The organism is Alcanivorax sp. HI0044, from assembly GCF_001634945.1.
Map to the genome: position 1 here is coordinate 1 of NZ_LWEZ01001560.1, position 8,276 is coordinate 8,276.

Here is an 8,276-nt window from a genome sequence, read left to right on the forward strand (position 1 = left end):
TTGTGCGTCGCCGTCACTGAGTTTGCGGCGCAGCTTACGGATGTGGCTGTCGATGGTGCGGTCGGACACCACGCGGTGGTCCTTGTAGATTTCGTCCATCAGCTGGTCCCGTGACCAGATTCGGCCCGGCTGGCGAGACAGGGTGGCGAGCAGGGCGAATTCGATAGCGGTGAGTGCGATGCGTTGCTGGCCCTGGGACTGATTGAGAATAGCTTCATAGCGTTCCTCATCGAGTCGCAGTCCATCGTCTTGCTCGCTGGGTTCGGGATTCGCCCGGCGCAGAACGGCTTTCACCCGGGCTACCAGTTCACGAGGACTGAACGGTTTGCAGATGTAATCGTCAGCGCCCAGTTCCAGGCCCAGCAGGCGGTCCACTTCATCCACGCGGGCGGTGACCATGAGAATCGGCACGTTGCTGTGCTGGCGGATGGCCTTGCACACTTCCATGCCATCGCCGTCGGGCAGCATCAGATCCAGCAATATCGCATGAAAGGATTGCTCACGGGCCAGGGCAATGGCGGCTTTGGCGCTGTCGGTCTGTTCGGTCTGGTAGTGGGCATGTTGCAGGTAATCCGCCACCAGCTGTGACAGGCGCGGTTCATCTTCCACGATCAGGATGCGGCTCATGGCGCGTCTCCCGGTAGCGAGATCTGGATGTGCACACCGCCCAGCGGGCTGTGCTGCGCATGAAGGGTGCCGCCGTGGGCTTCGACAATGCGCTGGCAAATAGCGAGCCCCAGCCCGGCTCCCCCGGTGCGGCGGTTACGGGAGCTTTCCACCCGATACAGGTGATCAAACAGTTTGGGCAGGGCGTCGTCGGGGACGCCGGGGGCGCTGTCATCCACCGTCAGTAACCAGGTGTCATCTTTTTGCCGGGTCAAGGAAACGGCCAGCTCGCCGCCGTCGGCGGTGTACTTGAGGCTGTTCTGAAACAGGTTATCCAGTAGCTGGCGCAGGCGTACCGGGTCCTGCTGGAGCAGGGCCTGATCGGGCAAAGTCGTGCGGCAGGTTATCTCGCGTTGCGCAAAAGCGCCCCGGTAGCTGTCGAGCACGTCCTCGATAAGGCTGCTCAGATCTTCCTGACGGAACTGGTAGCGCAGGTTTCCGCCGTCAGCCAGCGCCAGGTCATGCAGGTCGTTGATCAGGTGAGTGAGCTGAGCCACTTCACTCTCCAGCCCTTTCAGGTTTTCCTGATTCAGCGGGCGGATGCCATCGCAAAGGGCTTCCAGTTCGCCCTGGAGGATCGCCACCGGGGTGCGCAGTTCATGGGCGATATCCGAGAACCAGCGTTGGCGTGCCTGCTGGCCCTGGTCCAGCCGCTCGGCAAGCTGGTCGACCTGGCGGGTGAGGGTGCCGAGTTCGTCGCGGCGGTTACTGGCCAGGCGTGAACTGTAGTCGCCTTCCTGTAGCTCCCGGGTGTGGTGGGAAAGCGCCAGAATCGGCGCGACCAGGTGGCGGGCCAGCAGCCAGGACACCAGCAGAGACAGCCCCAGGCCCACGCTCAGCATCCACAGGGCGAAGCGCAGTTGGCGGCCAATGAAGCGGCGGTCCAGTTTGTCACGAATGGCTTCCTGGTCCGGGTAGGTCAGGTAGCCCACCGTGTGTCGGCCATCCTGAATGGGCACATCGATGCGGTATTTTGCCGGAGCAGGTGGACCGATCAGCACGCGTTTATGGGCATCGAGCAGTTGCAAGTGGCGGTGGTTGCCGCGGTCGTCCTTGTCTTCCTCGCGATCACCGGCCAGCCAGTAGAGCCGTTTCAGTCGGCGAGGGTCGTCGCGCAGAAACTGCCAGGATCCCTGCTGTTGGTAGAGAGTGCCCAGGTGATCGGCCAGCCGTTCTACCTGGGATTGCTGGCGCTCGTCGAGATAGGTGTCCAGGCTGCGCACGAAGGACAGATAATAGAACCCGCTGGCCGCCACAATCAGGACCAGGAAGGTACCCAGGAAGATCAGAAACAGTTTATTGCGAATGCCCATGGCGCTACATCGTCAGTCAGGACAGTCAGTGTAGCGCGCGAGCGCTAGAGGTGGGCTGGTTTGCACAATCTTTCCATAATGCGGCTACGCAGGACATGAGGCCGTTGGCGCGTGTTTTTTACGTCAGGCGTCGAGCATGGGGCGTCCGGCACTCATTTACCGGTCCGCCTTTGGTACCCACAAGGTTTCCGGAGCTTCGTGGCGCAGGTTGATCAGGCGGGCCATGACGAACAGCAGGTCGGAAAGCCGGTTGATCAACGCCTGGCTCACCGGGTTGACGGCGTCTTCGTCGGCGTCATGCAGGGCGATAACGTGGCGTTCCAGGCGCCGCGCCACGGTGCGGCAGTGGTGGCACCAGGCGGCATCCGGGTGGCCGCCGGGGAGCACAAATTCTTTCAGCGGGGACAGTTCGGCGTTGATGGTGTCGGCCTGGGATTCCACTTCCACCAGGTCGTGATCATCAATGACGCGGTGGCCGGGAATGGCCAGCTCGCCGCCGATGTCGAACAGCATCTGCTGGACCTGGCCCAGTACCGTGTCCAGATCGGTATCCAGCGGGCGGGCGCGCAGTACGCCCAGAGCACTGTTCAGTTCGTCCAGTTCGCCCAGTACCACGATGCGTGGGTGAAACTTGCTCACCCGTGAACCGTCTGCCAGGCCGGTTTCGCCGGCATCCCCGGTGCGAGTGATGACCCGGTTGATGCGGGTCTTGTCGTGGTTTCCGGTTCCGTTGGTATCACTCATTACAGCTCCATGCCCAGTGCGACCCGGTAATGGCGTTCCGGCAACGGGTAGAGTACCGCGTTGCTGCTGCCCGGGTTGTAGTTACCGTAGTCCGCATTCACGTTGTCTTCCAGGTTGTAGACACCGGCTTTGAGATAGAGTTTGCGATAGCGGGCCGTCAGTTGCAGGTCGGTGGTGCGGTAGTGATCCAGTTTGCGGTACTCATTGTCCACGTCACCGTCGTAATGACGATCGCCCACGTAGCGGTGGCTGATCTGGGCGGACAGCCAGGTGAGCGCCTGCCAGTCGGCAATCAGTTCCATGGTGTGTTCGGGCACCAGGGGCACGTCGTTGCCGCTGAAAGGGCCGCCATCAAAACGGGCTTGCTGGGCGCTGGCGTTGGCAGTGAAGGTGATGTCCTTGTCCAGCCGCCAGCGGGAGTTGATGCTGACCCCTTTGTGTACCGTGCGGTCGTCCAGATTGCGATTGGCGAAAGCGATGGGGTCGTAAACGATTTCGTTATCAATCTCGGCGCGCCAGAAGGTCAGCGTGGAGTGCTGGCGCCCCTGCGACCAGCTGGCCCCGGTGGTATAGCTGTGGCCGGTTTGCGGGTCGATGGGCGGGTTGAACGGGGACAGTTCATCCACATTGGCGATGCGTACGCTGCGCTGCGCCCCGGCAAACAGCGCCAGGTTGCCGGTGAAGGTGTAGCGGATGCCGCCCTCGTACATTTCGCCGTCCTGCTCTTTGTCGGCGCCTTCTCCACTGAGCGTGCTTTCCAGCTGGCGGGCGCCGGCGCTGACAGACAGTTTCGGGGTCAGGCTGACCAGGTTGTGCAGATACCAGGCGCGTTGGCTTTGTTCCAGTTCCCGGTCGCCGAAATTGGTCCGGCTGGTGTAATCGTATTCGTGCAGATCCATGCCCAGCGTCCAGTTATGCACGGCACTGCCGGTGGCGGTCTGACCTTCCAGCTTGGGAGTGAAGCTGTAGCTGTCCACCACTGACTCGCCGTTGAAACCGCTGGAGGGGTAGCGGTATTCCTGGGTTTGGCGGCGGCGGCTGGCGTCCAGGGTGAGCGCGGTGTTGCCGGCCATGGCGATGCGCAGGCCGGGCATCAACCAGTAACTTTCCTGCTCCGCGTCGTCGTCGGGGGTGTCGGCGCCTTGCGGATCATTGTTGAATTCCTTGGGGTCGCGGCCTCCCGGCAGGCCCTGGGACTGCCGGGTGCCATTGGCGGTGAAATAGGCTTCAACACGGTCCTGCTGGTAGCGCAGGTCAGCGAAGGCGCTGTCGTTACGCAGGGCGTTGTTGTCGCGATAGCCATCGCTGTCCAGGGTGCTCAGCGCCACCGCACCGCTCAGGTTGCCGTGGTTACCGGTGGCGTAGCCGTTGCCCCCGAGGCTGTTGTAACTGCCGCTGTTGATTTCCAGCCCGGCGCTGTTGCGGTAGCTGCGGCGGGTGACGATGTTGACCACGCCGCCCACGGCGCCGTTGCCGTACAGGGCGGCACCGGCACCGGGAAGTACTTCGATGCGTTCGATGGCGGCCAGGGGAATGCCGGTCAGTTCCGGGGTGGTCAGGTCGATGTTGGAGAGTCGGCGGCCGTTCAGCAGGATCAGGGTGTTCTGGTTGCCGGTGGCGCCGAAGCCGAGCAGATCCACGCTGGCGTTACTGCCGTTGATGCCATACAGGCGACTGCTTTGCAGGCCGCCCACGGTGTCGAGCAGGTCCGCCAGATTGGTCGCTGGCAGGCTGTCGATGGCTTCCCGGTCGATCACCACGGTGCCGGTGGGCAGCTCGCCGGCCAGGCTGGTGTTGCGGGCGCCACTGACTTTGACCGTGCCGAGGGCGTGACGGTCGCTGGCCGCGTCCGTTGTGTCTGTTGTGTCAGTGGGTTCGCCGGCGATCCCTTGCAACGGGGCGGCGAGTAACAGGCTGACAGCAGCAGGTAAAAAAAGCGCGGGATAGCGAGTGGCGTGGCGAGTGGACATTCATCCTCCGAACAATGGGGTCTGCACGCAGGGGAGCTTACCAGAGCCGGCCGCTGAGGGCCTGTGCGTTTATGTAGGCGTCAGGGCTTTAACCAGACGGCGGTGGGTGGGCAGGTCCAGGCCGTGGCGTTGCGCCTGGCGTAGCAGCCAGCCGTTGATGGCCTCGATTTCCGTGGTGGCGCCGCGCTGCCGGTCGGCGCGCATGGAAGAGGTGTTGCCAGCGGTAGCGCGGGCCACCTGCAGTACCGCGGAAAACGAATGGCCGGGCCAGCGGGAATCCAGTGCGGTTAGCAGGGTGTCGGCCTCGGCGCATAGCGCGCGGGCTGCCTGTTGCAAGGCCGGATCGTCAACGAGGGCGCCGTTGGGCACATCGTGCAGGGCGGTGAGCGGATTGATCACCGCATTGGCCACCAGTTTTTTCCATTGCACGAAGCGGATGTCTGTTTCCCAGTGCAGGTCGGGCCAGTGGCGCTGCAGGCTTGCCAGCCATGCCGGTGGTTGTTGGGTACCGCCCAGCCAGGTGGTGTTTTCTGCCACGATGGTGTGCTGTGGTGACTGCCCTTTCACGGCGCTGGTGGTGATGGCCTCCAGCACAGGGGTGCCGGGGGGAAGCAGGCCATCCAGCGCGCCCATGCCATTCTGGAAACGCAGTACCTGGGTGGTGCTGTTCAGATGGCCGTCCACCCGGCGTAAGGCCGCCTCTGTGTAGGGCGTTTTGCTGGCCACCAGTAAGTGCGCGATGGAGCCGGACAATTGTGCCGGGCTGACGCAGGGCAGGGTAAGGGATGCGCTTCGGTCAGCAAAGATCAGTTGCTTGTGGCTGGGGGGGGCCGGGTTGTCGGTAACGACGCTGACGGTATGGCCGGCACGGGTCAGATACCAGGCGGCCAGCGTGCCCATGTTGCCGGCACCGAGCAGGTACCAGTGTGGAAGGGATTCAGTCATGGGGCGAATGGTAAGCCCTGACGGGCATTAAATGGAGCGTTTTTCTCAGCGTGTGTGTCTCCGGTCGCCTGGTATGTCAGGCGCTCGCTGCAGCGGAGACGATCCGTTTTTCCGCCAGGGCCTGCTCCAGTTCCAGCGCTGCCTGCTCCAGCATGCCGTCTGCGCTGTTGTTGCCGGCGGATGCGGCCAGCGCAATGCTGACTTGCAGGCTGAGAAAGCCCGCCGCGGTCTGGTAGGCGCGGTGGTTCAGGTTGTCGTATAGACGCCGGAAACTGGTGGGGTCGCAGTGGCTCAGCTGTGGCTGATAGGTGATCAGTGCGAAGTGATCCTGCTGCAGGCGGCACAGGTGATCCATGGGGCGGACCGATTGGCGCAGGCGCCGACTGAAGGCGAGGACGCCTTGTTGCATGACCTTGTTGCCGCGCTGGCGTTGTTGTAGCTCGAAGTCTTCCAGGCGCATCAGCAGCATGCAGGCGGCGCCGCCGCGTTTCTGGGCGTGTTTAAGTGTGCTGTCCAGCGCGCGCAAGGCATCCTGGCGATTACCAAACCCGGTGAGCGGGTCGATCAGGGCCTGACGTTTGAGCTGGCGGTTCACCGTCAGCATGCGCTGGTAGTCGGTCTGCACCCGGTTGTGGCGCTGGATAATGCGGTCTGCGGCCATCACCCGGTGTTGCAGCTGTTCGGTCATGGCAGATTTGGAGACAAAATCGTCCACGCCCTGATCAAAGGCCTGTTGCAGGGCGTCCACCCCTTCGCGGGCGGTGAGTAGCAGCACATAGGTATAGCGGTTGTTGGCTTCGTCGTTCTGGCGGATACGGCGGGTCAGCTCCAGGCCGTCCATGCCGGGCATCAACCAGTCTGCCACGACCAGGTCGGCGGGTTTCTCGGCCAGCTGGCCAAGGGCATCGTGAGCGCTGTGGGCATGACGGATGCGGGTATAGCCGGCGGTGGCCAGAGTGCGGTTGACCACGGCGGCGGAAAAACGGGCATCGTCCACAACCAGTATGTCGAGTTCGGAGACGTTCATTGGCTTTCTTGTTGTTTTTTGTAAGTCTCGACTATAGCCGGTTTGTGAATTGATTGAAAAGTATACTGTGAACAGGTCGATCTTTCGTGGTTCCGGGCCTGGACCTCAGTCCCGGAAAGCGCTGTGGCGCTGGATCAGGTAGATCAGGCCCAGCACCGGTACGCCCATCAGGCTGGCGAGCAGGAAAAAGCCCGGGTAGCCCAGGTTGTCCACCATGCTGCCGGAGTAGCCGCCGATGGTTTTGGGTAACAGCGTCATCAGCGAGCTGAAGATGGCGTATTGCACGGCGGTGAAGGAGACATTGGTAAGCTGCGACAGGAACGCCACAAAGGCGGCGCTGGCCAGCCCGGCGGTGAGGTTGTCGGCGGAGATCACCGCATAGAGGATGCGGATGTCGTGGCCCGCATAGGCCAGCCACAGGAACAACAGGTTGGTGGCCACGGTCAGGAACGCCCCCAGGTAAAGCACCCGGATCACGCCGTGACGCATGGCCAGCAGCCCGCCCAGAAAGCCGCCGGCAATGGTCATGAATAGCCCAAAGGTTTTTACCACGCCGGCAATCTCGTTCTTGGTGAAGCCCATGTCTTCAAAAAAGACGTTGGAAATCACTCCCAGCACAATATCGGAAACGCGATAAAACCCCACGAAAACCAGCAGCAACAATGCCAGGCGTTTGCCATAGCGCTGGAAAAAATCTTTTACCGGGTCGAGATAACTTTCCTGTACCAGCTGCTTGTCATATAGCGGGGTCAGGGAGAGTAGCTTGATCAGGGCGGCCACCAGCGTTATCGCCAGGGCCAGACGCAGGGTTTCCACCACCAGACCGGACAAGGCTCCGTTATTCACCGCGTCAGTGAGTGTCTGACGGAGCGTGGCGGCGGACTCGGCAGTGAATACGTAGACGCTCACAAAGGCGGCGATACCGGCCACAAACAGGGTCAGGAACTTGAGGTACTGGCGGCTGGTGTACTGCGCGTTGGAGGGCCGGTGGTTTTCCGGTTCGCGAATGATCAGGGTGGTGACGGCCCCGACCAGCATGGTTAGCGCCATGATGGCATAGGTGCTTTGCCAGGCGGCGTAGCTGTAGGACTCGCTGGTGGAGCCCAGCCAGCTGGCCAGTACCAGTGAGCCGGCTCCGGAGGTGAGCATGCCGATTCGGTAGCCGGCGATATAGGACGAGGACATCATCGCCTGTAATTTTGCCCCGGCGGATTCAATCCGGTAGGCATCGATAACGATATCCTGGGTGGCGGCGGTGAAACCGAGCAACACCACCGCAAAGGCCATTAGGTTTAGCGCGCCGGGCTGGGTGGGGTCGACCAGGGAGATACTGAAAATGGCGGCGGCGACGGCCAGTTGTGCCACCAGTAACCAGGCTCGCCGCCGGCCCAGCCAGCGGGTCAACGCTGGCACCGGCAAGCGGTCAATCAGTGGCGCCCAGAGGAACTTGAATGAGTAGGCCAGTGCCGCCCAGCTGAAGTAGGTCACCGTGGAGCGGTCTATGCCTGCTTCGCGCAACCATAGCGATAACGACGAGAAAATCAGCAGCAACGGAATGCCCGCCGAAAACCCGTAAAAGAACATGGTGGCCACACGGGGGTGCAGGAAGGC

Annotated in this window: 7 protein-coding genes; all 7 read right to left on the bottom strand. The window is 62.3% G+C overall.

The genetic code is table 11. The annotated features are described in order from the left end of the window. Nucleotides 1-627: response regulator (locus tag A3730_RS23535; protein ID WP_063539089.1), on the bottom strand; the 627-nt coding region annotated here is incomplete at its 3' end. After that, nucleotides 624-1,979, bottom strand: coding sequence for an ATP-binding protein (locus A3730_RS23540; RefSeq protein ID WP_063539091.1), 1,356 nt, complete (start codon nucleotides 1,977-1,979; stop codon nucleotides 624-626). The genes A3730_RS23540 and A3730_RS23535, both read right to left, overlap by 4 nt. 156 nt (nucleotides 1,980-2,135) lie before the next feature. Continuing rightward, on the bottom strand, nucleotides 2,136-2,723 hold the full coding sequence (locus A3730_RS23545; RefSeq protein ID WP_063521509.1) for a cob(I)yrinic acid a,c-diamide adenosyltransferase: 588 nt from the start codon (nucleotides 2,721-2,723) through the stop codon (nucleotides 2,136-2,138). Further along, nucleotides 2,723-4,693, bottom strand: coding sequence for a TonB-dependent siderophore receptor (locus A3730_RS23550; protein WP_063539093.1), 1,971 nt, complete (start codon nucleotides 4,691-4,693; stop codon nucleotides 2,723-2,725). The genes A3730_RS23545 and A3730_RS23550 overlap by 1 nt, the downstream gene beginning before the upstream one ends. 69 nt (nucleotides 4,694-4,762) lie before the next feature. Continuing rightward, a complete protein-coding gene (locus A3730_RS23555) occupies nucleotides 4,763-5,638 on the bottom strand; it encodes a ketopantoate reductase family protein (RefSeq protein ID WP_063519399.1) in 876 nt (291 codons plus the stop codon). Nucleotides 5,639-5,714: 76 nt separating this feature from the next. Beyond that, entirely contained in the window at nucleotides 5,715-6,665 is a 951-nt protein-coding gene (locus tag A3730_RS23560) for a response regulator (RefSeq protein WP_063520611.1), read from the bottom strand. Between the two features lie 105 nt (nucleotides 6,666-6,770). Further along, nucleotides 6,771-8,276 (bottom strand): MFS transporter (locus A3730_RS23565; RefSeq protein WP_197477603.1); only part of this gene is annotated, 1,506 nt, incomplete at its 5' end.